The organism is Salinibacterium sp. G-O1 (genome assembly GCF_030063305.1).
Classification (GTDB): domain Bacteria; phylum Actinomycetota; class Actinomycetes; order Actinomycetales; family Microbacteriaceae; genus Rhodoglobus.
Window position 1 is genome coordinate 1,022,873 of the sequence record NZ_JASISV010000001.1, and the last position, 25,830, is coordinate 1,048,702.

Sequence of the window (25,830 nt, forward strand, 5' to 3'; positions counted from 1 at the left end):
CTGTGCCGAAAGTTACACTGAGAACGTGGCTTCTCAGAGCAAGAACCATCCCTATCGCGGGCCAACATGGGCCACGTATCGAGACTCAATCGGTGACCGGTCCGAGTTGTTCGGGGCGATCGCCGACACGTGGGCGCCTCAGCGGGCCCTCTACCCGGGCAGCTACGTCGACCTTTCACCGTCCACGGCGATTCCCTCAGTCACCTACATCGATGTCGATCGGCGCGCGGTTCGCTACTTTGCCGATCCCGAGATTGTGGCGGGGGATCTCGCCGGGCGAACCCGCCCCGGGGCTGGCGGGAACATCGAGTTCTTCGCCGCGGATTACGCAGGCGACCTTCCCGTGGGGGAGGCCAGCTTCGATCTGCTCATCTCGCTCTACGCGGGGCCGTTCTGGGACAACTGCCAGCGCTACCTCGCGCCGGGAGGACTGTTTCTGGCAAATGCCAGCCACGGCGACGCCAGCCTGGCCGCACTGGATCCTCGCCTGACGCTGGTCGGAGTTGTGCGTCATCGTGATGAGAAGTTCATTCTCGATCGAACAGCGCTTGAGAAATACCTCATCCCCAAGAAACCGGATGCCGCAGACCCCGATCTCATTCGGAGCAGTGGGCGCGGGATCGCCTACACCCGTCCCGCGTTCGCGTACGTCTTCAGTTCGAGCGTGCGCCAAGACTAGGCCTTGGGGCCTGCCGCTCCACGCCCGGCGTGCGGCGAGAATCGCGGCAGGTAGCGGGCGATGACGCCGGCACCCAGCAGCCCGAGCACGCCCAGCGTTGCCGCAGCGAAAGACAGGGAGGCCACGGCAGTGATCCCGGCGACGATCAGCGGCGCCGCGGCGCCCCCGAGGTTGCCGGTGAATCGCCAGGCGCCCAGGAAGGGCGCCGGATTGTCTTTGTCGGCGAGATCGGCACCAAGGGTCATCAGGATGCCGCTGCCGATGCCGTTCGCCAGTGACAAGAACATCGCGACGCCGATGAACCAGCTCACGTTGGAAGAAAGGTCGTGGGTGAACGCCAGCGCGAGATGCCCGAGACCAAGGCCGATCATCGACGGGAGCGCGCTCCAGAGGCGCCCGAACCTGTCCATGATCTGGCCGCTCGCGTAGAAGAGGGCGAAGTCCACGGCACCCGCGATACCGATGATCACGGCGGTGTTGGGCTCGCTGATTCCGATGCTCACCGCCCACAGGGGCAGCACGACCTGCCTGCTCGCGCGAAGGGCTCCGATGAGCGCGGCGCCGACGCCCAGCCGGGTGAGCACCGCGCGCTTGCGATAGATCGTCTGGAACAGCCCGGCCGATTCCAGCTCGACGAGCGCCTCACCCTCCCGCATGTTTCGTCCGGCAAGCCGCACCGTGCGAACCGCTCCGAAGGTTGCGGTCGGGTCGGGGAGCGTGATGAGGATCACGGCGGTCGCGACGCAGAAGAAGAGATGAATCCAGAACGCCGAACTTGCCGTTCCCGTCAGATGGATGATGATCGCGCTGAGGAACGGCCCGATGAAATATCCGAGCCGAAAAGTGCCGCCGAGCGTTGCCAGCGCGCGAGCGCGGTAGGCGATCGGCACGAAACTGGTCATGAACGCATGCCGCGCGAGGGCAAAGACCGCGGTGGCGACGCCGACCAGCAGCACGCCGAACCCCAGGGCCACGGGGTTTGGGGCGATGACGCAGATAACAAGACCGATCACCGACAGCACGCTCGCGCCGATCATCGCTGGCCGCTCACCGACCCTCGCGATGAGCCATCCACTCGGGATGTTGCCGAACAGCTCACCGATGGTCAGGATGCCCGCCACCAAGCCGGCGATGGCGAGCGTGGCACCGAGATTGTTCGCCGCGATCGGGATGATGGGGATGATCGCACCCTCACCGATCGAGAACAGCAGCGTGGGCAGCAGGGCGGGGAGGGCAATCGAACGCCAGCGGAACGGCGGCTCGATGGTGGACATTGCCTCTACGTTATCGGGGGCGGCGCACAGGAGCGCGCCGGTAGGCTTGCTGTCGACATGGATGAACTGGATATCTCGGAAGACATCGCGGCGCTGCGCTCAACATTCGCTGACATCCGTTCGGTTGTGGGCGTCGAACGTCTTGAAGCCGACATCGCCGACCTTAGCGAGCAGGCGGGGGTCCCGGACCTGTGGGACGATCCCGAGAAGGCGCAGAAGGTCACCAGCGCCCTCAGCCACCGGCAGGCCGAACTCGCCAAGATCACATCGATCGCGGGTCGCCTCGACGACCTCGAGATCATGGTCGAGCTGGCGAATGAGGAGCAGGATGTCTCGGCAGCGGCCGACGCGCGCACTGAGCTCACGAGCATCCAGAAGCTGCTGGGCGAGCTGGAGGTTCAGACCCTGCTCAACGGGGAATGGGACGCCCACCCCGCCGTGATCACGATTCGCGCCGGCGCGGGCGGTGTGGATGCCGCGGACTTCGCCGAGATGCTGCAGCGCATGTACCTGCGTTGGGCCGAGCAGCACAACTACCCCGTCACCATCATGGAGACCAGCTACGCGGAAGAGGCCGGCATCAAGTCGACCTCGTTCGAGATCGATGCCCCGTATGCGTTTGGCACGCTCAGCGTCGAGGCCGGCACCCACCGCCTGGTACGCATGAGCCCGTTCAACTCGGCGGGCAAGCGGCAGACGAGCTTCGCTGCGGTCGAGGTCATCCCCCTGATCGAGGAGGCTGGCGCGATCGAGGTGCCGGAGGGCGACATCCGTGTCGACGTGTTCCGGTCGAGCGGCCCTGGTGGGCAGTCCGTCAACACGACAGACTCCGCCGTGCGCCTGACCCATCTTCCGACCGGTCTCGTCGTGTCGATGCAGAACGAGAAGAGCCAGATCCAGAACCGCGCAGCGGCCATGCGTGTGCTGCAGTCACGCCTGCTCATCATGCAGCGCGAGCAGGAGGCGGCCGCGAAGAAGGAACTTGCTGGCGTCATCACCGCGAGCTGGGGTGATCAGATGCGCTCGTACGTGCTCGCGCCGTACCAAATGGTCAAGGACCTGCGCACCGACTTCGAGGTCAACAACCCCTCGAATGTGTTCGACGGCGACCTGGACGGGTTCATCAACGCCGGCATTAAGTGGCGCAAGCGGGCTATCGAAGACTAGACCTCGCTCGGGTGGTCCCTTGGACTGCTTGCTGTGAAAACTGCCGCCGTGAGTGTCGCTGCGGTCGCAACCGTGCTGTCTACCTAGGCTTGCACCGAAATGATTCGCTTCGACTCTGTCTCCAAGGCCTACCCCGGTACAACTCGACCTGCCCTCAACACGGTGAGCCTCGAGATTCTCAAGGGGGAGTTCGTCTTCCTCGTGGGCGCATCGGGCTCGGGCAAGTCCAGCTTTCTGCGCCTGATCCTCAAAGAGGAGACTCCGACGAAGGGCGAAATTCACGTGCTGGGTCAGCACCTGAACTCGCTCTCGAACCGCAAGGTGCCGTACTTCCGACGGAACCTCGGCGTCGTCTTCCAGGACTTCAGGCTGCTGCCCAATAAGACCGTGGCCGACAACGTGGCTTTCACGCTGCAGGTGATCGGCAAGAGCCGTGGGTTCATCCAGGAGGCTGTTCCGGATGCCCTGAAGATGGTCGGGCTCGCCGGTAAGTCCAACCGCTTCCCTCACGAACTGTCTGGTGGTGAGCAGCAGCGCGTCGCGATCGCGCGCGCGGTCGTGAACAAGCCGGCCATCCTGCTGGCCGATGAGCCGACCGGAAACCTGGACCCCGCGACATCCGCCGGCATCATGACTCTGCTCGAACGAATAAACCTCGGCGGTACGACTGTGCTCATGGCCACCCACGATGCAGGCATCGTCGACCAGATGCAGCGTCGCGTGATCGAGCTCATCAGCGGCCAAATCGTGCGTGACGAGCGCCAGGGCGGATATCAGACGCAGGCGATTCCGGTGCAAGGCTTCGGCAGCTTCGGTGCAGCAGCCGACGTCAGTGAGGTGTCGAAGTGAGGCTCGGTCTGATTCTCGGTGAGGCGGGCAGCGGGCTCCGTCGCAACGTCTCGATGGTGATCTCCGTCATCCTCGTGACGTTCATTTCGCTGACCTTCGTGGGGGCAGCAATCCTGCTCCAGATGCAGATCGGCCAGATGAAGGGCTACTGGTACGACCGGGCTCAGGTTGCTGTCTACCTCTGCACCGATGTCGATAACACGGGCAACTGCACGCAGGCGGCGGCGACGCAGGAGCAGATCGACAACGTTGAAGCGCAGCTCAACTCGCCGACCCTCGCCCCGTTCATCGAGAAGTACGAGTTCGAGACCCACGACCAGGCTTTCGCAAACTTCCAGGTCCAGTTCGCCGACAACCCGATCGCAGCATTTGTGACACCGGGCGACCTCAACGAGAGCTTCCGGGTGAACCTCGTCGACCCCACCAATGCTGACGTGCTGATTGAGAGCCTGTCGGGCGCTGCCGGGGTGCAGGACGTCCAGGATCAACGCGGGCTGCTCGACCAGATCTTCGCCATCCTCAATGCGGCCTCGTACACGGCGATCGGGGTGGCTGCACTCATGCTTGTGGCGGCCGTGCTGCTCATCGCTACGACGATCAGGCTGAGCGCGTTTTCGCGCCGACGCGAGTTGGGCATCATGAGGTTGGTGGGAGCGTCGAACCGCTTCATCCAAACCCCGTTCATTCTCGAGGGAGTGTTCGCCTCGCTGATCGGATCGCTCATGGCGGGTGGGGCGATCCTTGCGATCGTGCAGTTCTTCGTGCAGGGATACCTGTCGCGCACCCTTGGCTCGACGACGACCCTCGTCGGTGTGAACGATGCGCTGGTGGTGGTGCCGGTTCTGATCGTGGTCGGGGCAGCTCTCGCCGCCGCGTCGGCAGGTGTCGCCATCAGTCGCTACCTCAAGGTCTGACCGTGGTATCACCGAGCTTGGGCTAAGCTGATGGGCTGCTCAGGAGTCGAGCACTGAATACGGAGAAATCATGCCCAGGGATCGCGGCCAAAAGGTTGTTGCCAGCAACCGCAAGGCACGCCACGACTACACCATCGAAGACACCTATGAGGCCGGACTGGTCCTCACGGGCACCGAGGTGAAGTCGCTGCGTGCGGGTCGCGCGAGCCTTGTCGACGGCTACGGCTTTATCGATGGCGGCGAGGCCTGGCTCGATGCCGTGCATATTCCCGAGTTTAACCAGGGGTCATGGAACAACCATCCCGTGCGCCGTAAGCGCAAGATGCTGCTGCACAAGGAGCAGATCCTCAAGATCAACAACAAGATCAAAGAGGGCGGCTACACCCTCGTGCCGCTGTCGATCTACTTCTCGGATGGCAACGCAAAGGTCGAGCTGGCGGTCGCCAAAGGCAAGCGCGAATACGACAAACGCCAGACCCTGCGCGAACGCACGGACAAGCGCGAAGCCGACCGCGCCATGTCTGCTCGCAAGAACCTGAACGAGTAACTATTTCGCGATGAACCGGGCGTCCACCATGGATTCCACGGCGATCTCTTCAGGCTTCAACGCGAGTTGTGGATCGCCGGCTCCGCCGACCACCATGGAACTCATCGACGCTCGCGTGTACCCGGACTGAGATCCACCCCCACCGGACAGATCTCCGAGCATCCCGGGGTCGGCGAGCGCTATCGCGGTGACGGAGCCGAGCCCGATGCTCTGGGCGAATACTGTCGCCTTGGCGACGGCATCCTTCACCGCACGGGAACGCACCTCGACCGTGGCGCTGGTGCGGGTCGCGTCGGTGAGCGCCCACTCGATCGACGAAACTGTGACACCGTGGATTCCGGCGGCGGACTCGACCCAGCGTGCCAGAGCGTCGAAGTCACTGAACTTGGCACTGAAGTCGACTCCAGCATGGAACACCAGCTCGAGCTGCTCTCCCTGATTGTTCCAGGGCCGTGCGCTCCAGACGCGCACGCTGTCTGACGACCACCAGGTGATCGGACCGACGTTCTTGTCGTGGATGCTCATGATCAGGTTTCGCAGAGCATCCGATGCTTCAACTGCGCGGGCGAAGACCTCATCCCGATCCGGTCCGTCGGTGAGCACGGATGCAGTCACGGTCGCACGCTCGGCGGGGTACCACGCCGCGAACTCACCCTGCACGGTGATGGTTGTCTCGGCCATGGTCGCTCCTTTGGTCGATCACAGCGTAGCTGACGTCACCGGTGGCTCTACGGTCGGTACTCCCGCGGTACAGGGTGCCCCCGGTGGGCAGGGTTATCCCGTGCGTTGGAGTGGGCTTTTCGAGTGCATCTCGATCGGCTGCCCGTGGTGTTGTTGCGTGGCCGACCCGGGTGGTGGGGTGAGCCAGTAGGTTCCGTCGGCCCGGGTGTGGATTGCCCATCCGTTGGCGTGCAGTTGCATGTGGTGGAACCGGCAGAGGCTGATGCCGTTCTTCAGGGTGGTGTTTCTGCCGTTGAAGGCGGCGAGGTGGTGCACTTCGGTGAACTGGGGTGGTTTGTCGCAGTCGCCCCAGGCGCACCCGTTCCAGTGGGCGGTGATCGCGGCGCGTTGGCGGGGGCTGTGTAGTCGTTGGGTGCGGCCGGCATCGATCGGGGTGTTGCCGTCGAAGAGGATGGGCAGCATCCCCGTGATGCAGATGTGCCGCTCGGCGGTCTGGATGCTGACCGGAGCGGACTGGCCCTCGAAGTGAGCGAAACCCGTGCCGGTCTCCAGCGCTTCGGCCTGCACGTGAACCCGGACGGCCGGGGATTTGTGGCCGAACACTTTCGTGGATCCGGCGGCGCGGGTGGCCAGCTGCACGATCTCGACGAGGGTGTCGACAGCAAGTTGCTCGTTGCTGCGCGGGTCGTCGAGCATCCCCTGCGCCCGCTCAATCTCCGCCGGGTCGACGAACCGGGGTCCGCCCCGGCGGGGGGACAGCGCGGTGGCCAGCGCGCCGACGATGACCGCGGCGGACTCCGGGTCCAGCAGCGCGCTGAGCCGCGTCATCCCGTCAGCGGTCTCAAACCAGGTCAGGGTGCGCCGGGACAGCCGGTGGGCCTCGAGGTCGGCGACCGACTCGGTGTCGAGCCGGGCCCGGGCGGCGCGGGCGGCCTTGGCCACCTCCTCCGGTGAGGCATGCTGGGCGCGGGACACCAGCACCGCGGCAATGCCACCCAGGTCGGTGCAGGACACAGTCGCCGATGGCACCCCCACCCCGCTGACGATGCCGGCGGCACTGGCCACCGAAAGTTCCCCTGACGACACCGCCTCGGCCACCGAGGAAAGCCACGCCGACTGCCCGCTCTGCACCGCGTCCAGCGCGGCACCGGCGGTGGTCAGCGCGCGGGCCTCGGTGAAACTGACCCCGGTCAGCTTCTGGATGACCTTCTCCGGCGAGGACTCACCGGTTCGTGCCGCGAGCCCCTGCTGGCCGAGCGACCGGTCGGAACGCCGGGCGATTTCGGAGGCGATGACGGCGGAGCTGGCATCCACCCGCCGACGGGCCACACCCAGCTCTCCCTGCAAACTCAACAGCTCATCATCGGGAAGCGCACCCACCCCGACCACCGATGGAAGTACGATGATCGTGTCGCTGGTGGAGGGGTTCGGGGCCATGATCGATTCTACCAAAGTTCGAACATATGTTCTATAGTCTTAGGGAACTGTGGACAACTCGTGGAGTCCGGCGGTCGCGCTATAAATCGTTTCGGCGTACACTTAAGGGCTGTCCTCCGGGGCGGTTTGGTAACTCAACAGCGCGATAGTGACCCGCATGGGGATGATCGGTTTCGACATTGCCTGCAAAACTGCGAGAAGCGGGTCGAGGACGCACGGTTAACTCGTAAACGATCCGTGCAAAACACAAGTGCCGATTCAACTCGCACTGTTTCTGCCAAGGCAGACCTCGCCCTCGCGGCGTAGTCTCCTCCGCAACTAAAGAAACCGTCAGGCCGGGAATGCTCTCTACCCGGACCCTGGCGTCATCTAGAGAGATTGCTGCGTTCCTGAGTCTCAGGGGCACGCGGGACTCTAACTGAGGCTGGGCCTGTTGACCTGGATGCTCGTTGCAAAGGTCAGGGCCGAGTAGAACGTTTAGCGAGCTACACCCGTAGAAGGCGTGGAATTACAGCAGTGGACCGGGGTTCAATTCCCCGCATCTCCACCATGAAGTCACTATCGCGTTGCTGAACACGAGAGGGCGCATCCAGCAGGATGCGCCCTCTCGTTCATCCGAGTTAGATCGATGCGCCCTTAAGGCTGCCTGCGATCTTGCCTTCAGGGTCAACCACGAGGCAGAGAATCTCTCGGTCACCCTGCGCCCAGCTGGATTCGGTCGGGTAGTAGTAGGAGAAGTCGAGCGACGAGTCGTCGTAGTCGATGCCCACGAAGGCCGAGAATGCGCTCTTGCACTCGCTGATCGCCATGTCGTCAACGGCCGTCTCGCCCGGGAACTCGTCATCCGTCATTTTGATGCTCTTGTACGCTTCGCTGTCGTGCTCGGCGTCGCAGTCGATGACCTTGACCTCGCTCACCTCGCCGGTGACATCTCCGTCGTTGAGACAGTCACCAACCTGGATCGTGAAGACGTCAGTGTTGGTGCCCTCGCCGCCGTCGGTCGCGTCGTTGCCTCCTCCGAGCAGGCTGCACCCGGTGAGGGCGACTGTGGCGGCGGCGATAGTGAATAAAGCCAGCGCCCGGATGCGTATCTTTTCAGAGCTGATAGTCATCGGGTGTCCTCACTTTTCTGGCACAAGCTTGGGTTGCTTGAAAGCCTAGCGTCACACGCCGTTGAGCTGCCTTAATACAAAATCGTGGAGCAGCCCGTTGGTTGCCAGCGCGCTGCCGTTCCATGGCCCATCGACGCCATCTACTGACGTGAAGCGCCCGCCGGCCTCGGTGATGATCGGTATCAGCGCAGCCATGTCGTACGGCTTCAGGTCGAATTCGCCCACGACATCAATGGCACCTTCAGCGACCAGCATGTATGACCACATGTCGCCGATGGCGCGTGACCTCCACACCTGCCGCGTGAGCGCGACGATGTCGTCAAGACGACCTTCGTCGTCCCATCCGGTGATGCTGTTGTAGCTCAGGGACGCATCGCTGAGCTCGCTCACGGCGCTCACCCGAATCTGTCTTGCCTTCTCGCCGTCGGCCTGAGCCCACGCGCCGTGGCCGGTTGCGGCCCACCATCGTTTTCCGAGCGCGGGAGAACTGACGACTCCCACGACCGGTACGCCGTCGATCGCGAGCGAAATGAGCGTGCCCCAGATCGGTACGCCGCGCAGGAAGTTCGCTGTGCCGTCGATGGGGTCGATGATCCACTGGCGCCGTGAGTCTCCTTCGGTGCCGTATTCCTCGCCGAGAATCGAGTCTGTCGGCCTCGCCGCTTCGATTCCGCTGCGTATGCTCCGCTCGACGGCCTGGTCGGCATCGGTTACGGGCGTGCGGTCCGGCTTCGTCGTCACGACCAGATCCACGGCCCTGAAGCGGTCAAGAGAGATCAGGTCGGCGTCGGATGCGAGGGCAAGGGCAAGGGCAAGGTCGTCGCTCAGCGAGTATTCGGTCTCAATGGTCACTGCTCAAGCGTATCGGCGGCGCGCACGGCACCGACCCTCAATTGGCGGTGCTGCCGAGCGTCGTGATGAGTCGCTGGAACGAGTCGAGCCTCAGCTTGCCGATCGGTCCGAGGTCGCCGGCATTCACGCGACCAACGATGTTGCAGTCCGGCGCATCCGGCAGGTGCGTGCAGCCCCTGGGGCAATCCTCAGAGAGAAGCGAGAGGTCGGTGAATGATTTCAGGATGTTGGCGGGGTCGACGTGTCCGAGCCCGAACGATCGCACCCCCGGGGTGTCGACGATCCATCCTGAGCCGATGCGGTACGAGATGGTGGACGACGAGGTGTGCCGCCCGCGGCCCGTCACGTCGTTGACCCTGCCGACCGCGCGGTGCGCATCAGGGACCAGCGCATTCACGAGGGTGGACTTACCGACACCCGAATGCCCGACGGCCACCGTCGTGTGGCCGAGGAGGGCAGCGCGAATGTCGTCGAGAGGGAAGTCGTCTGAGCGGCTCTCGAAGATGCGAAGGTCGAGTCCCGCAAAATTCGCGAGGAAACTGGCGGGGTCTGCAAGGTCGGTCTTGGTGATGCACAGGATGGGGGTGATGCCGGCGTCGAAGGCAGCCACCAGATAGCGGTCGACCAGTCTCGGCCTCGGCTCGGGGTTCGCGGCGGCGACAACGATGAGCATTTGATCGGCGTTGGCGACAATGATGCGCTCGACTGCGTCTGTGTCATCGGCGCTGCGTCTCAGCAGCGTGCTGCGAGGCTGGATGCGGACGATGCGCGCGAGGCTGCCCTCATCGCCGGTCACGTCTCCGACGAGGTCGACCCAATCGCCGGCGACGACAGACACCTTGCCGTCCTGGTTCTTGCCGAGTTCGCGCGCCTTCGCGGCAATGAGCTGACGCTCCTCGGGGGTGCCTTCAGCTACCCACACGCCGTATCGTCCGCGATCGACGCTGAACACCCTGCCGCTGATGGCATCAGCGTGGTCTGGTCGGTTCTTGCTTCGCGGCTTGTTGGCTTTCGGGTTGGGTCTGACCTTCGCCGACGACTCGTCGTATTCGGAGTAGTCGCCGTCGTCATCGTCGTCGTTGAGCCAGCTCACCGGGCAGCGCTCACAGGATTTCGATCGATTCGGAGGGCTGCTGTGGGGTGCGCAGCATGCCGTGCCAGAGCTCGGCGAACTGGGGGAGGGTCTTGGCGGTGGTGTCGATGTCGTCGACCTCGACGCCGTCGACGGCGAGGCCGATGATCGCGCCGGCCGTGGCCATGCGGTGATCCTCGTAGCTTCGCCACGGGCCAGCGTGCAGCGGTGCCGGGCGTATCACGAGGCCGTCATCCGTCTCGGTGACGTCACCGCCGAGAGCGTTGATCTCGGCCGCAAGCGCCGCCAGTCTGTCTGTCTCGTGCCCTCTGAGGTGCGCGATGCCGGTCAGCACCGTCTCCGAGTCTGCAAGTGCAGCGACGGCGGCGACCGTGGGTGCCAACTCGCTCGACTCGTCGAGTGTGATGCCATGGATGACGCCTGTTCCGGTGACCGTCAGGTCGCCGAGTCCGGCTCCGGTGGCGGCAAACGTGACGTCGCCACCCATCGATTCGAGGATGTCCGCCATCCTGGCCCCGACCTGGGTGGTGTGTTCGGGCCAGCCCGTGACAGTCACCGATCCGCCGGCGACGAGCGCGGCCGCCAGGAACGGTCCGGCATTGGAAAGGTCTGGCTCGATGTCGACGTCGAGTGCCGTGATGGCGGAGGGCGGCACGATCCACAGGCCAGGCTCTGGGTTTTCGACGGTGACGCCCCGGGCATGAAGCGCAGCGATCGTCATCTCGATGTGGGCGAGGCTCGGCAGCGTCTCACCGATGTGACGCAGGGTCAGGCCTTTGGTGAATCGGGGTGCGGCAAGGAGCAGTCCTGAGACGAACTGGCTTGACGCCGAAGCGTCGATCTCGAGCGCACCACCCTCGATCGCGCCAGCGCCAAAGATGGTGAACGGGAGCGTGCCGCGTCCGTCGTCGCTGACGTCGACGCCGAGGGCGCGGAGCGCGTCGATGGTCGTGCGCATGGGGCGCCGGTACGACGCGGGATCGCCGTCGAAGGCCACAGGGCCGAGTGCCAGGGCGGCCACGGTGGGGATGAAGCGCATGACAGTTCCGGCAAGGCCGCAGTCGATGGAACCGCCGCCCAACTCGCCGGGCGTGACGAGAAGGTCGGGACCGTAACTGCCAGACCCGGCAACCTCGACGATGCTGGTGCCGAGGGTGCGCAGCGCGTCGATCATCAGCGCGCTGTCGCGGGAGTGCAGGGGAGCGCGCAGCAGCGACGGACCGTCGGCCAGGGCTGCGAGCACGAGTTCCCGGTTGGTGAGGCTCTTGGAGCCCGGCAGGCGAAGCGTCGCCGACAGGGGTCCGGATGCGCGGGGCGCCGTCCACGCGCCGCCAGTCTCGGCCGGTACGGGGGCATCGTCGCCGTACGGGTTGAACTGGGGCTGTGAAGTCTTAGAAATCGCCATCGCTCCCAGAGTATCGCCAAAGCCCTCGCGCATCCGCGGAATAAGGCGGAGCTAATCGAGGTTGTGGTGTGCAGACGATTCAGCGGCAACAGTGAGGCAGGTGGGTAGGTATGGGCTTGGCGCTAGCCGAGAGACCCGTCATTGTGGAGCCGAGCGTTCTACAATTGGCCCCGATGCCAAAAGACGACGTACCAGCCGACGACGCGACGACCGACGCGGCGACCAAGCGCGATTTGTTCGAAGAGCAGGCGCTGCCCTTTATGAACCAGCTGTACGCAGCCGCGATGCGGATGACCCGCAATCCTGCCGACGCCGCTGACCTGGTGCAGGAGACGTTCGTGAAAGCCTTCCAGGCCTTCGGACAATTCCAGCAGGGCACCAATCTGAAGGCGTGGCTGTACCGCATCCAGACAAACACCTTCATCAACATCTACCGCAAGAATCAGCGCAACCCGTATCAGGGCACGATCGACGAGCTGGAAGACTGGCAACTCGGTGGCGCCGAATCCGTCACACAAACCACGTCGACACGATCGGCTGAGGCCGAAGCGATCGACCACCTGCCGGACAGCGCTGTGAAAGACGCGCTGCAGGCGATCCCGGAAGATTTCAGGCTCGCCGTCTACTTCGCCGATGTCGAAGGATTCTCCTACCAGGAGATTGCCGACATCATGAAGACCCCCGTCGGCACCGTGATGAGTCGCCTTCATCGCGGTCGACGGATGCTGCGTGACTCACTCGCAGACTACGCACGCGACCGGGGCATCACCGCTGCTGCACCCGCCGCATCCACCGATGGGAGCACATCATGACCGATTGCGGTTGCGAGAAGGCCAAAGCCGAACTCGAGGAATACCTTCACCGTGAGCTGAGCATCCAGGATGCCGCTGACGTTGCCGAACACATCGAAAACTGCGACGACTGCTCGAGTGAGCACCTCGTGGGCCTCGCACTCACCCTCAAGGTTCGCCAGGCATGCCAGGAGCAGGCTCCCGAGAACCTTCTCGAGGCCGTGCGCCAGCGCCTTTCTAACGCCTAAAGGTACTGTTCCAACGCCCAGCCTTGCGGGGTAGGGCTGAAAACAAAGCCCCCCAACGTCTCATTCTCGGTGCCAGTGGTAACGCGGGGAGGCCACACTGGGAGCCGCTGCTGGCGCGCCGGCACGGGAACTTTTCGAGCCGCTCCTGCATCAAAGAGGTATTGGGCACACACCGCCCACCCCTGAGAGGAGCAGATCGTGAGCTTGACTGGATTTGGACTATTCGACGTCAATGGCGACGGCGTCGGTGACAACGCGGCCATCGATCAGGATGGCGACGGCTACCGAGAGACCCTTCTTTTTGACACGAACGGCGATGGGATCGCCGATGTCGTACGAACGGATACCGACCTCGACGGGATTACCGACACGGATTCCGTCGACAGGAACTTCGACGGCAACATCGACGCCGTCGGCATCGACCGCGACCACAATGGCATCTACGAGCGCATCGACGCTGACCAGAATTTTGATGGAGTGATTGACGCCGTGCTGAATGACGCGAACCAGGACGGCATCGCCGACCCGGCTCCGGAAAGCGTTATTGAGCCCTCCAGCGGCGGCTCCGGCAATCTCGTGACTACGCTGCTCAAACTGCTCGAGAACCCCAACCTTGCTCCCGACCAGCGCGCGAAGATCGAGACGATGATCGAGCAGTACCACAGCATGTCCAGAACCTGGCTGTAGTCATCCCGCGCTGTCGTCACTACCGATTGGCGGCGTCGTGGTACCGATCTGCGATCAGCTGATAAGAGCGAACCATCACGCGATTCGCTTCCGCGAGCTCCGGGCTGCCCGCCAAAGCTGCACGGCCACGAGCGTCGCCCAGACACTCACGCGCCCTGACGAGAACATCGTGGTCGCTGGCAGAGCGACCGAGTCCGAGCCGGGCCCGGTCCGTTTTCTGTTGCATCAGAGTGTCGAGCATGACGAGGAGTTCGTCGTCGGGAAAACGGGCGGCGAGTCTCTCGCGAGCCTCAAGCTCACGGATCACATGGAGGGCAGGATCCAGTCGAGCCGCGTTGAGCAACTCGCCCAGCGCGGAGCGATGGGGACTCGTGCGGGCCGCGTCGGCGAGTGCCGCGACGGCGTTTGCGATGGAACGATGCGGGTGAGATCCCACGTATCGTGAGCGCAGGGCCCCCTCCAGCGCTGCCATCCCCGAGCGCTCCAACAGCCAGGCCGTGAGCGCAGCGGCACCATCTCGAGCTATGGTTCGCCCGTGCCGAAGACCGTAGCCGCGGAACATCGTAACCACGCGAGAGATGGCTGCGGCATCCATATCAGGTATGTCGAGGATGCCGTCCTCAAGATCCCGCGCATCATCGTCGTCGAGATGGGCGAGGCCCGCGAGAACTGCAGCATCCGATTCACGCACTTCGCCGGTGCGCGCAGCCTCGCCCATGCGACCCGCGATCGGGATCACCGCGCTCACGTGCGCCGCGTGTTCGGTGCCGATCTGATCAGCGGTTTCGGCGGCGACCGAGATGGGGTCACGTGGCCCCCACGCGCCAGCGCCGAACCGGTCGGCATTCGAGAGCACACCGATCGCTTCGGCCGCGTCGGCCGAGCCGCCTGAGGCCTCCCGAAACGCCGTCATGAACGAGATGTCGTCGGCCTTCTCGATCTTCTTGAACACGTAGATGATTGCGTCGGCCTGCCGCGCGGCCTCGCCGCCGAGAATCGCCCGGCGGGTTGCCTCGTCATTTTCGCGTGTCGTTGTTGAGAGCCCTGGGGTGTCGATGAGGGTGTAGTCCTGCAATGCGGCTGCCTGGAGATAGACGACGGCGTGCGACACCGAGTCGAGGGGCACACCGAGATCTTCGGGCAGCGCCCCCGCGAACTGTACGGGCCGCACCGTGCCGTCGCGCAGCACGAGCTCGGCCGAATCGGGCATGCCGTATCGATACCAGGTCACGATGCGTGTGCATTCCGCGTCGTTGGTGGGAGCCACCTTCGCACCGATGAGCGCGTTCACGAGAGTCGACTTGCCCGCCTTGACGCGGCCCACGATAGCGAGCTTGGGGGGTTCGAGTGATTCACGTACAGCCGCTGTGATGTGCGTAAGCTCGGTGCCCGCCACGCGTTCCATGTCGTCACATAAGTGCATTATCCGCAGACCAGCAGGGCTCGAGATATGCGACGCCATCTCAGCTACCCTCCTGACACCCACTGTGCCGACTTCTCGACTCTAGCGCGGGCCGATCGCCGTCGGACTTGCCTTTAGGGAGTGCTCGAGTCGATCGCGGATTGCAGCCACACCTCCAGTCGGGAAACCGCCTCGGTGTGGTCTGCCTCGTTCTGCGTCGTGGTGAAATCTGTGTAGAACGCGATACTGAACGGTATTGACGCGTAGGCGTGAATCGTCATTCGATTCGTCGAGGTTTCTCCCGTGGATGTTCCGCTCCATGTTGTTCCGAGGCTGGCATCGTCGGCCAGCGCAAATCGATCGAAAGTCCGGGTGGGGCCTGCCGCCGCAATGCCATCCCAGAACGAGTACGCCTCATCAGGATTATCGAATCTGTCGATGAAGACCACGACGTCGGGCAGATCGCTCCACTCGCAGGTCAGGGATTCCCTGATGGGATCGAACGGGTCGCCGACCGTGCAGTCCGGCGCTTCGACCCCGGTTGCGGTCGGGAATGCCCACAGCAGGGCACCCGTTCCCACCAGCTCGGGGCAATTCGCGGGAGCAGGCGCGGAACTGCCATCCCAGCACTGTGCCGTGGGTGGAGGGTCGGACGTCCGTGTTGCAGTGGGCGTGGGTGTGGGTGTCCGGACGGGACCCGCGCTTCCGGCCGCGATGGCGACGATGACTACTCCGGCGAAGATTGCCATCAGCAGCAGACCGCCGATGATGGGCAGGGCGAGGAGTGGACCCTTGTACCAGGGGCGTCGCGGCGCAAAGGCGGGAGTAGGAAGTGGTTCCCCGGCCGGCCCGGGCATCTCCGGGGGCGGTGGCGCGGTCAGATCGGATCCACCGGGGGGAGGCGGCAGGACCGGCACTTCCGGGGGCGCGGCAACTGGGGGTGCGGCATCCTGGGTTTCGGCAGCTGGGGTCTCGGCAGCTGTGGGTGCAGTGTCCGGCGGCGCAGCATCCTGGTTCTCGGCAACCAAGGTCGCGGCAACCGGGATCACCACCTCGGCGATCTCGCCGACTGCCTGCGGCGGTGCCGAGAGTGCTCCCTCGGCCACGACAAGCTTGGGATCGTGCAGCTTGGCTGGCGAGGTCCCCATCAACTTGGTGATCGCGTCGATGATGGCGGGGGTGCGGGAGGCACCCCCAGTCAGGTACACCAGCGTTGTGCCACTGCGCGATGCTCCGGCATCGTTGAGCACATCGGCGACGAGTCGGACGGCGCGTGCCACGTCGTCGGCGATGATCGCCTCGTACTCGTCACGGGTGATGGAGACGACAGACTCACTGTCTCCGACCGAGATCGCAATGATGCTGTCGGCCCGCTCTGACAGTTCCTCCTTCGCCGTGCGGATGCTGTCGCGCAGGATGAGTCTGCCGCGCGGATCGGCGGGGTCGTGGAGACGCGCAAGGATGGCGTAGTCGTCCCGGCGTCCGAGTTGCTGAATCGTCCAGTCCCAGAGGCGCGCGTCGAAGTGGGTCCCACCCAGGACGTTGTCCCCGCCAGCGGCCAGCAGGGAGTAGTCGAACTCGCTGCCGTGTGGGTTCTTTTCGAGCACCGCGACGTCGCAGGTTCCGCCGCCGATGTCGACGACGGCCACACGGTCGAGTTCGTTCGGTGGGTTCTCCACGGCGTAGTAGTGCACGGCGGCGATAGGTTCAGACACCAGCACTATGCAGTCCGGCTCGAAGCCAGCCAGCTCCGCCGCACGACGCAGGGTGTCTTCCTGACCCTCCGTCCACTCCTGCGGATGGGTGAGAATCACGCGGTCAGGCTCGCTCGGTCCCGCTACGTCATGGGCCTTGCTCTTGATTACGCGGAACACCTCGGCGACGAGCTCCGCGGGCTCGAACGACCTGTCACCAATGGTGACCGTGGATGAGCCGATGTCGCGTTTGGGTTCGCCCACGAACATCCGGGGGGCCAGACGCATGCGGGATAGCGCGGTGCGTCCGGTGACGAAACCATCGTCAGTGAGGAGAACCGCCGACGGCATTGACGTCGAGCTCGCGTCGAGTGAGATCGGCCGGGTCTTGCCGCCGATCGTGAATGCAGCGGCAGTGTTCGACGTTCCGAAGTCGATGGCGAGTGACCAGACCTGGCTGTTCATCGGAGCACCGACACTGTCACATCGGCGGGCCGGAGCAGAGCACCGTCATGCTCCCAGCCCTTGCGAACGACGCTGACTATGCGCTCGTGCTGAGCTGCCGTGTCAGTTGGTTCCGTTGAAGCGACCGTGTGATGTGTCGACTCGAAGGGTTCGCCGACGATGGCGGGAACCGCCTGAACGCCGAGGTAGCGAAGCACGCGTTCGGTCTGAGTAGCGACCGCCGGTGAGGTCGCCAGATCGGCGAGGTCGATGAGCCTGTCGACGAGGCCCATGTCGAGGCCAGGGGGAGGCGGGGGCTCGGATGCTCGTGTCGCCGCAGAGCGGGCCCGATGCTCAGCGGATTCCTTCTCGGCGCGAACCGCGCGCAGCCGTGAGACGGTGGTGCGCCACAAGAGCAGGAACACCACCACCAGCACAGCCAGGAGAACCAGTACGGCGAGTACCGCCGGCACGAGAAAATCGAACTGGGGCGGTACCGTCGACAGTTCGTCGCAGACGTCTGTCGTTATGTCGCAATTGTTGGTCACGGTGTCTCCTGGCTGCCGGGTTTTTGTTTACTTCGAGACCGATCGGACCACGGCGCCAGCGGCAATCAGCACTGGCAGTAGTACGAACGGGTGGGTGCGAACGAAGTCGAGCGGCCCCTCGGTCTGTTCCGGCAGGGTGAGCGGGGTGGTGTCCGCCGCAGCGCCGATGGGGGCAACGGCTGGCTGGCCGTCGGTCGGTTCGTCCTGTGGGATGCCGTTGGCGTCGCGGAACTCTTCGGCGGTCTGGTCGCACACGACCATGGAGTTGCCGGAGTCTGCCCAGGCGTCCATGAACACGTCGAGCGGAACCTCCATGGCGGCGCCATCCGGTGTTCCGGTGTCGTTGAGGTACACGATGCCGTTCTGGGTGTCGATCCCCGTCACAGTAACCGCATGGTCGGGCAGGTCGTCCTCCACCTCGGGGGCTTTGCCGTCCTGGTCGTCCCATACTTCGCTGCTGTCGATGGCGACGATGATGGCGCGGTCCTCGCCCAGGTACTCGATGAGGTCGTTGACTGTACCTTCGTCGGCGTGCGCGGGGATGCCGAGGGCGTTCAAGACGGTCACTGCTCCCTCGACCGTCATCGATGGGCCGGAACCGGTGGGGTCTGGAGCCCAGCCATGCACCTGATTGACGAGGCTGATGAACTCGAGATCGGTGTACTGCTCTCCGGTGTAGAAGGTGGCGATCACCGCGATGCTTGCCGGCATGCATGAGCCGTCAAACGCCTGCTGGAACCAGTCGAGACCGCGGCTCGCAGGGTCACCCACGAGTTGTCCGTCGGTGACCTGTGGGCCGTCGTAGCCCCCATCGGCCGGGATGTCGTCGGTCGCCGGCCAGAACGCATTGACAAGTTCGGCGAGCTGTGGTGCTCCCTCCTGCAATTCTTCGCGCGTCACGTGAGTTCCCTCGGGATCGGTATCCGTCTTGAGGAGGAATCCATCGCCGTCCGGGACGACCACGACGTCGACGAGACCGTCGCCATCGGTGTCGAACTGGAGAACATCGGCGACGTCGTCACTGTCGGTGTCGATTACGGCGACGACGACACCGCTGTCGAGTGTCCACCACATGCCGTCGACGACTCCGTCGTGGTTGTAGTCGATGTCGCCGCTATCGAAGTCGTCCTGGGTGACGGGAGCCTGAGTGGGGTCCTGCGTTGCGGTGAGTCCGGCGCTGTCGTCCGGGAAGGTGGTGTCCATTGGTCAAGTCCTTACTCGTGAGTGGGTGGTACAGGGTTGGATGGCGCCCGCCGTCGAAATGTTCCCGGATCACCGCCCAAGCAGGCGCTGCATCTCGGCATTGCCGCTCATCAGTTGCTCGTTGATCGCCTCGATCTTGAAGGTGAGCTCCTTCAACATGTCGTCGCGCTGTTCTTCTGTCCCCTTATTGGCCGAGCGGGCGAGCTTGACCTGCTTGTTCAGTTCAGTGATGGTGCGGCTGAGTTCACGTTCGAAGATGATCTCCACCTCGGGAACGAACTCGATGAGATAGCTCTCGAACTGGGCAGCCAAATCCGCCTGCATCGACTGCACGGTTTCGCGCAAGTGTGCGCTCAGATCCGACTTGCGCTGCTGCGCCCCCCTAGCGAATAGGTTGAGGGCGATCATGGCGCCGGCACCGACCACTCCGAAGCCGGGAAGCAAGCCGCTGAGGATATTGAATCCCGTGTAGCCGGAGAACATCACACCGATGTCGATGGGTGCGCCGGCTGTCGTCGCTGCTGGGTTGAGCTGCGAAAGTGAGGCCTTGCGGATCGCATCTTTGTTCTCGAGGATCTCGTCCGAAAAGTCACTGAGTCCGCTCTCCCGGAACAGGTCGGCGATGACGCTCGAGATGCGCTGGTCCATGAGCAAGGACAGGTCATCGATGATGACGTTCGCGTCGGCATGCATATCGAGGGTCATCCGTTGGTGATCCTCTTTCAGGATGCCCATGCGTTTATGTGAAATCACCTCCGACCACTTCTTTGAGAAAGCGGTGAGCTGATCGCGGATTTCATCCGTGATGCCGGCGCGCAATCTGCGGAAGTCGCGATTGAGGTACTGGCGCCATGTCTTGCGGTCTGATTCCAGATCTTGAATCCGCAGGAGCTCGCTCTCCAGATCGGAGAGTCCCTGCGTTCCGACCATCAGAGCCTCCACCTCCTTCGTGACGTTGGAGAACACGAAGTCAAGTAGTGCCTGGGTGCTGCGAATGGCGTGAACGACGGGTAGGCGGTCAGCGATGGCGAGGCGCGCTGCGAGGGCGTCAACAAGGTCGTCGATATGGCTGGACGCTCGTCGGCGCGCTGCGCGCTCCGGCTCCGTTGTTTGGCTTGCCTGAAGCGCTCGATAAGCCGAGACGCCTACGACGTCGATGTCGGCGTATCGCGCGTCTTCGGCGAGCAGGATCCGCTGATTCTCTTCGACGACGTCCTGCCACCCCGCCGTGAGGTCAATCTGATTGACAGCCACCACGATCGCCTCGACGTGATTCGCACACTCGGCAAGAAAGTCGAGTTCTGGGCGTGTGATCCTCCCGCTCGCATCGGTGACCAGCAGCAGCACGCTCGCGCGCTCGGAATGCTTGATTGCGAGTCTCGCGTGCGCGGGGTTGAGCCCCCCGGTCCCCGGTGTGTCGGTCAACACAATGCCGGGCAGGCTTGGATTATCCGCCGAAATCACGACGCCGAGTGGCGGATCGCCGTCGGGGGAGACCAGGGCGTGACTCCCGACGCACACCCAGTCGTGCAGTTCCGTGTTCGGGATCTCCACGGGCGAGCCGGCGATGAACTCTACGCGCGCTCTGCCCACTGGCAACGTATCCGTTGGAGGAACGAAGTTCAGATACGTGCCTGTCGTCTCGCCGTCCCCGACGGGCGACAGGTCGGGAGATCCCAGCAGGGCATTGACGAGTGTGCTCTTGCCCGTGCTCACCTCCCCGACGACGACGACCGAGTGCAGTCCCGTCTCACCATCGATCATTCGACGGGTTATCGCCACCATCTCGTCGCGATAGCCATTGGCGTTGAGGATGTCGCGCGCGCCCCGAAGCACCTCCCGGCCGTGCAGGACGCGACCGCTGGTGACGGGGCCGACCTCGGCAGTGTCAGGGGGAATCATCGTGTCCTGCATCAAGTCCGGGGTCGTGGTGCGGATCGGGCTCGTAGCCCAGCGGGTCCAGACCGCCGTCCTCGAATATCGAGGGATGCGCCCCATCATTCTGGTGGTCCAGTTCGCCCAGCGGGTGGTCCCCGAATCCGTCATCCTCGACGCCCGCGGAGTCATCGGGGAGCAACTCGGCTGCGGAAGCATCTGGTGCCGCATCGAGGGTGGCCTGCATGAGTCGCTCCCACACGCCATCGGGCAGGGACGGTGGTACGCCCAGCACGGGCTCGTCGTTGTCGTGGTCGCCAGCTGGCTGGTCACTCATGGTCAAATACCCCCCGGGTTCGCGAGCGATGAGCTGAAATACTCCGCCACGACACTCTGATGCAGGGATTGAGCGAAAAGTTCCCGCGCGCGAAAAGAATCTCCCCGCTGAGGCAAAACTGAGGGGTGCATTTGAAGCAGCAATGAACTAACGTGTCGAATATTGGCTCGTTTACGCCCGCCCGAGGCGCACCAGCCACCCCGCCGAAGGGAGCCCCATGCCGGACATTGAGTCCGAGTCGGGCCTCCTCGCGGATGCGCGAGGAGGCGACTCCCGAGCTTTCGATCTACTGCTGGCGCGCCACCGGGACCGGCTCTGGGGCGTGTGCCTGCGTACTACGCGCAACCCCGCTGACGCGGAGGATGCCCTGCAGGATACCCTCATCGCGATCTGGCAGAACCTCTCCAGATTTCGGGGCGACTCGAGCTTCGGCACGTGGATCTATCGGATCGCGGCCAATGCAGCCCTCACTGTGGTGCGTAAGCGCCGGGAGATCCCCGATGACGGCATCGAGATCGAGGACGATTCCCGTGATTTCGTCGACGCGTTGGCCGACCGGGATCGTGTGCAATTCGCGCTCATGAGTGTCGCCGAAGATTTCAGGGTCGCCCTCGTGCTTCGGGAGTACGGGCAGTTCAGCTACGAGGAGATCGCGCAGCATCAGGGAATATTAGTCGCCACCGTGAAGACCCGCATCAGCCGCGCCAGAGCAGCAGTGGCCGCCGCCATGCTTGAACAGGTCGACAATTAGCGCGAGCGCGCACAGCAGAAAATGCCATGCGGCTCGCGCCCTTCGACTACAGGGCGAGCGCCCGCTCGATCAGTTCTGCCTGCTCCTGTGCGCTGCGCTTGGACGATCCGGTCGCGGGGGATGCCGAGGCCCTCCGGGATGCCACCTTGACGGTGCGTCCCTTCAGGTAGCGCGCGAGCTCGAGGCAGATGAACGGCCACGCGCCCTGGTTCTCGGGCTCATCCTGCGTCCAGACGATATCCGCGTCAGGGTAGTTACCGAGCGCGGCGTTGATCTCCTGGATGGGCAGCGGGTAGAACTGCTCGAGGCGAACCACAGCGATCGACTTCTCTTCACGCTTGTCCAGCTCGGCGATGATGTCGTAGTAGATCTTCCCGGAGGTGAGCACCACACGCTTGACCGACGACTTGTCGTCGATCCTCTTGTCATCCAGCACAGGCTCGAAGCGGCCCTGAGTGAAGTCGCTGAGTTCGCTCGTTGCGCCGCGCAGTCGCAGCATCGCCTTCGGTGTGAAAACGATGAGCGGCCGACGAGGTCGCATGTAGGCCTGGCGGCGCAGCAGGTGGAAGTATGACGCCGGGGTCGACGGTCGCGCGACGGTCATGTTGTTCTCGGCGCACATCTGCAGGTAGCGCTCGATACGAGCAGACGAATGGTCTGGCCCCTGGCCCTCGTAGCCGTGCGGCAGCAGCAGGACAACGCTGGAGCGCTGGCTCCACTTCTGCTCTGCACTGGCGATGAACTCGTCGATGACGGTCTGGGCGCCGTTGGCAAAGTCCCCGAACTGCGCCTCCCAGAGCACGAGGGCGTCCGGTCGTTCGACCGAGTAGCCGTACTCGAACCCGAGGGCGGCGTACTCGCTGAGCAGGGAATCGTAGATCCACAGTCTCGCCTGCGACTCGGAGAGGTTGAGCAGGGGCAGCCATTCTTGGCCGTTCTCACGGTCGTGCAGCACGGCGTGGCGCTGAACGAATGTGCCGCGCCTGGTGTCCTGGCCGACCATGCGCACGGGAGTTCCCTCGAGAAGCACCGAGCCGAGCGCGAACAGCTCGCCCATTGCCCAGTCGACAGAACCATTGCGGCTCATCTCGAAACGCTTCTTGAGCAGCGCCTGCAGCTTGTTGTGAACGGTGAATCCGGCTGGCGGGTTCGCGTGGGCGTCTCCGATCAGGTGGATGACGGCCTCGGCCACCCCGGTGGTCGCGGGTTCGCCCGCGGCCTCTTCGCGCTGCGAGGCAGGCTGGGCGAGATCTCCTGCCGGTGTTCCGTCGCTGGTGATGACCGGCATGGAGCCGGTCTGCGCGGCGTGCGTCTCGGCGAACGCGCGCTCCAGGCGATCCTGGAAGTCCTGGTGGCTCGCCTCGTACTCTTCCTGGGTGATGTCGCCACGTCCGACGAGCCCTTCGGTGTACAGGGTCCTGACCGAGCGCTTGGCTTCGATGAGGTTGTACATAAGTGGCTGGGTCATCGACGGGTCGTCGCCCTCGTTGTGCCCGCGCCTGCGGTAACAGACCAGGTCGATCACAACGTCACGATGGAACTGCTGGCGATAGGCGAACGCGAGCTCAGCCACGCGAACGACAGCCTCCGGGTCATCGCCATTGACATGGAAGATCGGCGCCTGGATGGTCTTGGCCACATCGGTGGAGTACGTCGACGTGTGACCTTCGGCCGGCGGGGTGGTGAACCCAACCTGGTTGTTGATGTTCACGTGGACGGTTCCGCCGGTGCGGTACGCGCGAAGCTGCGACATCTGCAGAATCTCGACGACGATTCCCTGGCCAGACATTGCGGCGTCGCCGTGAACCATGATCGGCAGCACGGTGTACGAGCCGACCGGGCGGCGGTCCTGCTTGGCGCGAACGATGCCTTCGAGCACGCCGTCGACGGCCTCGAGGTGCGACGGGTTCGCCGCGAGGTAGACGGGGATCTGCTTGCCTGTGGCGCTCGTGAACGTTCCCTCGGTGCCGAGGTGGTACTTCACGTCACCGGAGCCCTGCACGGTGCGTGGGTCCTGGGTGCCTTCGAACTCACGGAAGATCTGCCCGTACGTCTTGCCAGCGATGTTGGTGAGAACGCTGAGTCGACCGCGGTGGGCCATGCCGATGGCGACCTCTTCGAGGTTGTCTTCTGCGGCCTTCTGGATGACGGCATCCAGCAAGGCAATGGTCGACTCGCCGCCTTCGAGGCTGAAGCGCTTCTGGCCGACGTACTTTGTCTGCAGGAAGGTCTCGAAGGCTTCGGCCTCGTTGAGCTTGCCCAGGATTCGCATCTGGTCATCGTGGCTGGGCTTGGAGTACGGCTTCTCGACGTGCTCCTGAATCCAGCGCCGCTGTTCCGGGTCCTGGATGTGCATGTACTCGATGCCGACCGTGCGGCAGTATGCGTCGCGCAGCATGCCGAGGATGTCGCGCAGCAACGCAGACCGCCTGCCGCCGAAACCGCCGGTGACGAACTCGCGATCCAGATCCCAGAAGGTCAGGCCGTGGCTCGAGATGTCGAGGTCGGGGTGCGAGCGCTGACGATACTCGAGGGGATCGGTGTCGGCCATCAGGTGACCACGCACGCGGAACGAGTTGATGAGCTCCTGTACGCGGGCGACCTTGCCGACGCTGTCCGCGGTGTCGACGTTAATGTCTGCGGCCCAGTGGATCGGGTCGTACGGGATGCGCAGTGCGGCGAAGATGTCTTCGTAGAAGTGGTTCTCGCCGATGAGGCGTTCGTGAATCTTCTTGAGGAACTCACCGGAGCCTGCGCCCTGGATGACGCGGTGGTCGTAGGTGCTCGTGAGTGTGATGGTCTTGCCGATGGCCAGTTCGGACAGGGTCTTGGGGCTCGCCCCCTGGAACTGGGCGGGGTACTCGAGCGCTCCGGCGCCCACGATCGTTCCGGCGCCACGCATGAGGCGGGGTACCGAATGCTCGGTGCCGATGCCGCCCGGGTTTGTCAGCGAGATGGTGTTTCCCGCGTAGTCGGCGCCCGTGAGCTTGTTTGCGCGACCGCGGGCCACGACGTCTTCGTAGGCGACGAGGAACTCGCCGAAGCCCATGGTGTCTGCTCGCTTGATGCCGGGAACGACGAGCGAGCGGGTGCCATCCGGCTTAGGGATGTCGATCGCGATACCGAGGTTGATGTGGGCCGGTGTGACGACTGACGGCTTGCCCTCGGGCTCGTCGTAGTAGACGTTCTGGCTCGGGAACTCCTTGAGCGTCTGCACGATCGCCCACGCGATCAGGTGGGTGAACGACACCTTGCCGCCGCGGGCACGCTTGAGATGGTTGTTGATGACAATGCGGTTGTCGATCATCAGCTTCGCCGGGATGGTGCGCACACTCGTGGCGGTCGGCACGGTGAGGCTGGAGTCCATGTTGGACGCGAGCGCCTTCGACGCGCCCTTCAGAGCAGCAACAGTGTTCTCGGCCTCTGCGGGCGCGGCTGACGGCGCTGCCGATGGCGCCTCTGCCGGGATCGGCTGTGGCTTGGCCTGCACCGAGGTCGTCTTCGCGACGGGCTGGCTGCCCGTGGGCGGGTTGGCTGAGCCAGGCTCGGCAGGTGCTTCCGGGGCGCTTCCAGTCACCGTAGCGGCCATGGGGGCTTCGCTGCCGCCTGGTGTCGCTGCGGGTTGTGCCGTGGCACCCGCGGCGGCGTCCGCTTCTGAGGTGACGGTGCTGTGGTAATTCTCCAGCACTGGCCACCAGCTCTTGTCGACCAGGTTCTTGTCTTGCACGTATAGCTCGTACATCTCGTCAACGAGCCATTCGTTGGCTCCGAATTCGCCCGAGGAGTCACCCTCCGGTGCGATTCCGGTCACTTGGCTTGACACGGCTGACCGCCCACTTT

At 64.1% G+C, this 25,830-nt stretch carries 23 protein-coding genes and 1 other RNA gene; 10 read left to right on the forward strand and 14 right to left on the reverse strand.

Going from position 1 to position 25,830, the window contains the following annotated elements; genetic code table 11:
- Positions 1–25 precede the first annotated feature (25 nt).
- A complete protein-coding gene (locus QMG83_RS05025; RefSeq protein WP_283504234.1) occupies positions 26–679 on the forward strand; it encodes a class I SAM-dependent methyltransferase in 654 nt (217 codons plus the stop codon).
- Here QMG83_RS05025 and QMG83_RS05030 read toward each other — a convergent pair.
- Positions 676–1,953: an MFS transporter gene (locus tag QMG83_RS05030; RefSeq protein WP_283504235.1), complete on the reverse strand. Its 1,278-nt coding sequence runs from the start codon at positions 1,951–1,953 to the stop codon at positions 676–678. The two genes, QMG83_RS05025 and QMG83_RS05030, sit on opposite strands and share 4 nt — an antisense overlap.
- Before the next feature lie 57 nt (positions 1,954–2,010).
- Here QMG83_RS05030 and prfB point away from each other — a divergent pair, with 57 nt between their 5' ends.
- The 4 genes from prfB to smpB all read left to right on the forward strand — a co-directional run bounded on the left by prfB (position 2,011) and on the right by smpB (position 5,430).
- Positions 2,011–3,120: a peptide chain release factor 2 gene (gene prfB / locus QMG83_RS05035; RefSeq protein WP_283504236.1), complete on the forward strand. Its 1,110-nt coding sequence runs from the start codon at positions 2,011–2,013 to the stop codon at positions 3,118–3,120.
- A gap of 99 nt (positions 3,121–3,219) precedes the next feature.
- Positions 3,220–3,969 (forward strand): cell division ATP-binding protein FtsE, encoded by a 750-nt coding sequence (gene ftsE, locus QMG83_RS05040; RefSeq protein ID WP_283504237.1) that lies wholly within the window; start codon positions 3,220–3,222, stop codon positions 3,967–3,969.
- Positions 3,966–4,883 (forward strand): permease-like cell division protein FtsX, encoded by a 918-nt coding sequence (gene ftsX / locus QMG83_RS05045; protein WP_283504238.1) that lies wholly within the window; start codon positions 3,966–3,968, stop codon positions 4,881–4,883. Before ftsE ends, ftsX begins: the two co-directional genes overlap by 4 nt.
- 70 nt (positions 4,884–4,953) lie before the next feature.
- Positions 4,954–5,430 carry an SsrA-binding protein SmpB gene (smpB, locus tag QMG83_RS05050; protein ID WP_283504239.1) on the forward strand — a complete coding sequence of 159 codons (477 nt, stop codon included), beginning with the start codon at positions 4,954–4,956 and terminating at the stop codon, positions 5,428–5,430.
- Here smpB and QMG83_RS05055 read toward each other — a convergent pair whose 3' ends face one another.
- Both QMG83_RS05055 and QMG83_RS05060 read right to left on the reverse strand, forming a co-directional pair.
- Positions 5,431–6,111, reverse strand: a complete 681-nt coding sequence (locus QMG83_RS05055; RefSeq protein WP_283504240.1) for an SIMPL domain-containing protein — start codon at positions 6,109–6,111, stop codon at positions 5,431–5,433.
- Positions 6,112–6,204: 93 nt separating this feature from the next.
- The gene (locus QMG83_RS05060; RefSeq protein ID WP_283504241.1) at positions 6,205–7,548 is read right to left on the reverse strand and encodes an HNH endonuclease signature motif containing protein; all 1,344 of its coding nucleotides are present in this window, start codon (positions 7,546–7,548) and stop codon (positions 6,205–6,207) included.
- Positions 7,549–7,707: 159 nt separating this feature from the next.
- Here QMG83_RS05060 and ssrA point away from each other — a divergent pair.
- Positions 7,708–8,098, forward strand: a transfer-messenger RNA (tmRNA) gene (ssrA, locus tag QMG83_RS05065).
- A 70-nt stretch (positions 8,099–8,168) separates the two neighbouring features.
- Here the strand turns inward: ssrA and QMG83_RS05070 are convergent.
- From QMG83_RS05070 to aroA, 4 genes are read right to left on the reverse strand one after another with little or no spacing between them, the layout of a single operon-like run.
- Entirely contained in the window at positions 8,169–8,660 is a 492-nt protein-coding gene (locus tag QMG83_RS05070) for a septum formation family protein (RefSeq protein WP_283504242.1), read from the reverse strand.
- Between the two features lie 51 nt (positions 8,661–8,711).
- A complete protein-coding gene (hisN, locus tag QMG83_RS05075) occupies positions 8,712–9,512 on the reverse strand; it encodes a histidinol-phosphatase (RefSeq protein ID WP_283504243.1) in 801 nt (266 codons plus the stop codon).
- Positions 9,513–9,549: 37 nt separating this feature from the next.
- Positions 9,550–10,605 (reverse strand): ribosome small subunit-dependent GTPase A, encoded by a 1,056-nt coding sequence (gene rsgA, locus QMG83_RS05080; protein WP_283504244.1) that lies wholly within the window; start codon positions 10,603–10,605, stop codon positions 9,550–9,552.
- Between the two features lie 10 nt (positions 10,606–10,615).
- On the reverse strand, positions 10,616–12,010 hold the full coding sequence (aroA, locus tag QMG83_RS05085; RefSeq protein WP_283504245.1) for a 3-phosphoshikimate 1-carboxyvinyltransferase: 1,395 nt from the start codon (positions 12,008–12,010) through the stop codon (positions 10,616–10,618).
- A 173-nt stretch (positions 12,011–12,183) separates the two neighbouring features.
- Between aroA and QMG83_RS05090 the strand changes: the two genes are divergently transcribed.
- From QMG83_RS05090 to QMG83_RS05100, 3 genes are all read left to right on the forward strand, one after another.
- Positions 12,184–12,822, forward strand: coding sequence for a sigma-70 family RNA polymerase sigma factor (locus QMG83_RS05090; RefSeq protein ID WP_283504246.1), 639 nt, complete (start codon positions 12,184–12,186; stop codon positions 12,820–12,822).
- Entirely contained in the window at positions 12,819–13,049 is a 231-nt protein-coding gene (locus QMG83_RS05095) for a zf-HC2 domain-containing protein (protein ID WP_283504247.1), read from the forward strand. The genes QMG83_RS05090 and QMG83_RS05095 overlap by 4 nt, the downstream gene beginning before the upstream one ends.
- Before the next feature lie 198 nt (positions 13,050–13,247).
- Entirely contained in the window at positions 13,248–13,736 is a 489-nt protein-coding gene (locus QMG83_RS05100) for a hypothetical protein (protein ID WP_283504248.1), read from the forward strand.
- 19 nt (positions 13,737–13,755) lie between these two features.
- Here the strand turns inward: QMG83_RS05100 and QMG83_RS05105 are convergent, their stop codons facing one another.
- The 6 genes from QMG83_RS05105 to QMG83_RS05130 all read right to left on the reverse strand — a co-directional run bounded on the left by QMG83_RS05105 (position 13,756) and on the right by QMG83_RS05130 (position 21,239).
- On the reverse strand, positions 13,756–15,141 hold the full coding sequence (locus QMG83_RS05105) for a dynamin family protein (protein WP_283504249.1): 1,386 nt from the start codon (positions 15,139–15,141) through the stop codon (positions 13,756–13,758).
- Between the two features lie 131 nt (positions 15,142–15,272).
- On the reverse strand, positions 15,273–17,297 hold the full coding sequence (locus QMG83_RS05110; protein WP_283504250.1) for an Hsp70 family protein: 2,025 nt from the start codon (positions 17,295–17,297) through the stop codon (positions 15,273–15,275).
- On the reverse strand, positions 17,294–17,824 hold the full coding sequence (grpE, locus tag QMG83_RS05115) for a nucleotide exchange factor GrpE (RefSeq protein ID WP_283504251.1): 531 nt from the start codon (positions 17,822–17,824) through the stop codon (positions 17,294–17,296). Before grpE ends, QMG83_RS05110 begins: the two co-directional genes overlap by 4 nt.
- Before the next feature lie 27 nt (positions 17,825–17,851).
- Positions 17,852–19,027: a C39 family peptidase gene (locus tag QMG83_RS05120; protein ID WP_283504252.1), complete on the reverse strand. Its 1,176-nt coding sequence runs from the start codon at positions 19,025–19,027 to the stop codon at positions 17,852–17,854.
- A gap of 69 nt (positions 19,028–19,096) precedes the next feature.
- Positions 19,097–20,929 carry a dynamin family protein gene (locus QMG83_RS05125; RefSeq protein WP_283504253.1) on the reverse strand — a complete coding sequence of 611 codons (1,833 nt, stop codon included), beginning with the start codon at positions 20,927–20,929 and terminating at the stop codon, positions 19,097–19,099.
- Positions 20,916–21,239 carry a hypothetical protein gene (locus QMG83_RS05130; protein WP_283504254.1) on the reverse strand — a complete coding sequence of 108 codons (324 nt, stop codon included), beginning with the start codon at positions 21,237–21,239 and terminating at the stop codon, positions 20,916–20,918. The genes QMG83_RS05125 and QMG83_RS05130 overlap by 14 nt, the downstream gene beginning before the upstream one ends.
- Before the next feature lie 217 nt (positions 21,240–21,456).
- Here QMG83_RS05130 and QMG83_RS05135 point away from each other — a divergent pair, with 217 nt between their 5' ends.
- Complete coding sequence (locus QMG83_RS05135) at positions 21,457–21,990, forward strand: RNA polymerase sigma factor (protein WP_283504255.1); 534 nt, start codon at positions 21,457–21,459, stop codon at positions 21,988–21,990.
- Positions 21,991–22,036: 46 nt separating this feature from the next.
- Here the strand turns inward: QMG83_RS05135 and QMG83_RS05140 are convergent, their stop codons facing one another.
- Complete coding sequence (locus tag QMG83_RS05140; RefSeq protein WP_283504256.1) at positions 22,037–25,813, reverse strand: multifunctional oxoglutarate decarboxylase/oxoglutarate dehydrogenase thiamine pyrophosphate-binding subunit/dihydrolipoyllysine-residue succinyltransferase subunit; 3,777 nt, start codon at positions 25,811–25,813, stop codon at positions 22,037–22,039.
- Positions 25,814–25,830 lie beyond the last annotated feature (17 nt).

Excerpts from the sequence above, each read along its gene's own strand:
- QMG83_RS05030 (WP_283504235.1), bottom strand. The coding sequence starts at position 1,953 with ATGTCCACCATCGAGCCGCCGTTCCGCTGGCGTTCGATTGCCCTCCCC.
- prfB (WP_283504236.1), top strand. The coding sequence starts at position 2,011 with ATGGATGAACTGGATATCTCGGAAGACATCGCGGCGCTGCGCTCAACA.
- ftsE (WP_283504237.1), top strand. The coding sequence starts at position 3,220 with ATGATTCGCTTCGACTCTGTCTCCAAGGCCTACCCCGGTACAACTCGA.
- smpB (WP_283504239.1), top strand. The coding sequence starts at position 4,954 with ATGCCCAGGGATCGCGGCCAAAAGGTTGTTGCCAGCAACCGCAAGGCA.
- QMG83_RS05055 (WP_283504240.1), bottom strand. The coding sequence starts at position 6,111 with ATGGCCGAGACAACCATCACCGTGCAGGGTGAGTTCGCGGCGTGGTAC.
- QMG83_RS05060 (WP_283504241.1), bottom strand. The coding sequence starts at position 7,548 with ATGGCCCCGAACCCCTCCACCAGCGACACGATCATCGTACTTCCATCG.
- QMG83_RS05070 (WP_283504242.1), bottom strand. The coding sequence starts at position 8,660 with ATGACTATCAGCTCTGAAAAGATACGCATCCGGGCGCTGGCTTTATTC.
- aroA (WP_283504245.1), bottom strand. The coding sequence starts at position 12,010 with ATGGCGATTTCTAAGACTTCACAGCCCCAGTTCAACCCGTACGGCGAC.
- QMG83_RS05090 (WP_283504246.1), top strand. The coding sequence starts at position 12,184 with ATGCCAAAAGACGACGTACCAGCCGACGACGCGACGACCGACGCGGCG.
- QMG83_RS05095 (WP_283504247.1), top strand. The coding sequence starts at position 12,819 with ATGACCGATTGCGGTTGCGAGAAGGCCAAAGCCGAACTCGAGGAATAC.
- QMG83_RS05105 (WP_283504249.1), bottom strand. The coding sequence starts at position 15,141 with ATGGAACGCGTGGCGGGCACCGAGCTTACGCACATCACAGCGGCTGTA.
- QMG83_RS05110 (WP_283504250.1), bottom strand. The coding sequence starts at position 17,297 with ATGAACAGCCAGGTCTGGTCACTCGCCATCGACTTCGGAACGTCGAAC.
- QMG83_RS05120 (WP_283504252.1), bottom strand. The coding sequence starts at position 19,027 with ATGGACACCACCTTCCCGGACGACAGCGCCGGACTCACCGCAACGCAG.
- QMG83_RS05125 (WP_283504253.1), bottom strand. The coding sequence starts at position 20,929 with ATGATTCCCCCTGACACTGCCGAGGTCGGCCCCGTCACCAGCGGTCGC.
- QMG83_RS05130 (WP_283504254.1), bottom strand. The coding sequence starts at position 21,239 with ATGAGTGACCAGCCAGCTGGCGACCACGACAACGACGAGCCCGTGCTG.
- QMG83_RS05135 (WP_283504255.1), top strand. The coding sequence starts at position 21,457 with ATGCCGGACATTGAGTCCGAGTCGGGCCTCCTCGCGGATGCGCGAGGA.